Consider the following 2448-nt stretch of genomic DNA (forward strand, 5'->3'; position numbering starts at 1 on the left):
TTATATGGATAATGTGGTTCGTGAAGCCAAGGATAAAGGATATGTATCAACCCTCTTCCACCGCCGTCGTGAGTTACCAGATATCAATTCTCGTAACTTTAATGTCCGTAACTTCGCAGAGCGAACAGCCATAAACTCTCCTATCCAAGGAAGTGCTGCTGATATCCTCAAGATTGCTATGATTAACTTAGACAAGGCTCTGGTAGAAGGTGGCTATAAAACCAAGATGCTCCTCCAAGTACACGATGAAATCGTCCTTGAGGTGCCAAGCGACGAACTTTTAGCTATGAAAGCTTTGGTTAAAGAAACCATGGAATCTGCAGTAGAACTCGCTGTCCCACTCATCGCAGATGAAAATGAAGGCTGTACATGGTATGAGGCAAAGTAAAGCATGAAAGAAAATCTCCCATTTACCTATTTTCTCCTGCGTTATATGCTGGGGTTTCTAGCCGTTGTCCTGGGTATCGTAGCAGTATTGGTGATTATCACCTACTTTATGACCAAGTAGAAATAGACAGATAAAAGCTGGACTGAGGTCCGGCTTTTTTGGTAGAACTACTTGTAATTATAAAGGATTATTGCTTAATCTATAGATAATTTAATTAATCTTCTAATTTAATCTAGTTTAGAATTGCTAAAACATAGCATTTAGTCCAATTGTATAAACGATTAGAGATATAAAAATATAGATTGATTTCTCAAAAAAATACTTAACTTATCACCTGTGGGTAGTGTAAAATAAGTTGTGTAAACACAAAAAGGAATAAATCCGTTATAGTAGAGTTGCGAAACATTACTAGAAAGAGATTTATTCCTATGACTCAGTTTACCACAGAACTACTTAACTTCCTAGCCCAAAAGCAAGATAGTGATGAATTTTTCCGTACTTCTCTTGAAACAGCTATGAATGATCTGCTTCAAGCAGAGTTATCAGCCTTTTTAGGGTATGAACCTTACGATAAATTAGGCTATAATTCTGGGAATAGTCGTAACGGAAGCTATGCACGGAAATTCGAAACCAAATATGGGACTGTTCAGTTGAGTATTCCTAGAGATCGTAATGGGAACTTTAGTCCAGCTTTGCTTCCCGCTTATGGACGTCGAGATGACCACTTGGAAGAGATGGTTATCAAACTCTATCAAACCGGTGTAACGACTCGAGAAATTAGTGATATCATCGAGCGAATGTATGGTCATCACTATAGTCCTGCCACAATTTCTAATATCTCAAAAGCAACTCAGGAGAATGTCGCTACTTTTCATGAGCGAAGCTTAGAAGCCAATTACTCTGTTTTATTTCTTGACGGAACCTATCTTCCCTTAAGACGTGGAACCGTTAGTAAAGAATGTATTCATATCGCACTTGGCATTACACCAGAAGGACAGAAGGCTGTTCTTGGATATGAAATCGCCCCAAATGAAAACAATGCTTCTTGGTCCACCCTGTTAGACAAGCTTCAAAACCAAGGAATCCAACAGGTTTCTCTTGTAGTGACCGATGGCTTCAAGGGGCTTGAAGAGATTATCAATCAGGCTTACCCATTAGCTAAACAACAACGTTGCTTAATTCATATTAGTCGAAATCTAGCTAGTAAAGTGAAACGAGCAGATAGAGCGGTTATTCTGGAGCAATTTAAAACGATTTATCGTGCTGAAAATTTAGAAATGGCAGTGCAAATTTTAGATAACTTTATCGCCGAATGGAAACCAAAGTATAGGAAAGTCATGGAAAGTCTGGAGAATACGGATAATCTTTTAACTTTTTATCAGTTTCCCTACCAGATTTGGCATAGCATTTATTCGACAAACCTCATTGAGTCTCTTAACAAAGAAATCAAACGTCAAACGAAAAAGAAGGTTCTTTTTCCTAACGAGGAGGCTCTGGAACGTTATTTAGTTACCCTGTTTGAAGATTATAATTTCAAGCAAAATCAACGCATCCATAAAGGGTTTGGCCAATGTGCTGACACACTTGAAAGCTTATTTGATTAACATTCTTCAACTCTACTTGAGTGTTTACACATAATTATTGACAGTATCAAAACGCTCCTCACTACCGTTATGAAAATGATATTCACTATTATTTGAAAGATAATGTCGATTATTACTATTATTCAAATGGTAAGTAAGTACTTTTAAAGATTCAAGCACGGATTCTGAAGCTCTAACAACCTCAGAAACAGCTTCAACAGCCGATTCAACTTTAACGCTTTTAAGGGAATTGCTTGGGCACATGACTATTTATTATAACTAATCTCAAGAGCGGTGTTGACGACAAATAATATAGTGATGTTGAATTTAGATATGTTAAATTTATTTACCATGTAGAACCAACTGGAAATTCTGATTATGTTGACTTTGATTCAGCGATGGCTGTATTTAACGAAATTAATGCACAACGTAAAGCAGCAGGTTTGCCAGAACTTACATGGTCTGATGATCTTTACG

Annotated in this window: 2 protein-coding genes; both read left to right on the plus strand. The window is 37.3% G+C overall.

Annotated elements, in window-relative coordinates:
• A partial coding sequence (locus tag CGS49_RS13320; RefSeq protein ID WP_242975478.1) for a DNA polymerase occupies positions 1 to 388 on the plus strand: 388 nt, incomplete at its 5' end.
• 428 nt (positions 389 to 816) lie between these two features.
• The gene (locus tag CGS49_RS13325) at positions 817 to 1992 is read left to right on the plus strand and encodes an IS256-like element IS1191 family transposase (RefSeq protein WP_097802285.1); all 1176 of its coding nucleotides are present in this window, start codon (positions 817 to 819) and stop codon (positions 1990 to 1992) included.
• The last annotated feature ends 456 nt before the right edge of the window (positions 1993 to 2448 follow it).

Origin of the sequence: Faecalibacterium langellae (genome assembly GCF_002549775.1) — a bacterium.
GTDB classification, from domain to species: domain Bacteria; phylum Bacillota; class Clostridia; order Oscillospirales; family Ruminococcaceae; genus Faecalibacterium; species Faecalibacterium langellae.

What these genes read in the sequence shown, in the direction of transcription:
- CGS49_RS13325 (WP_097802285.1), top strand. Translation starts at nt 817, where the DNA reads ATGACTCAGTTTACCACAGAACTACTTAACTTCCTAGCCCAAAAGCAA.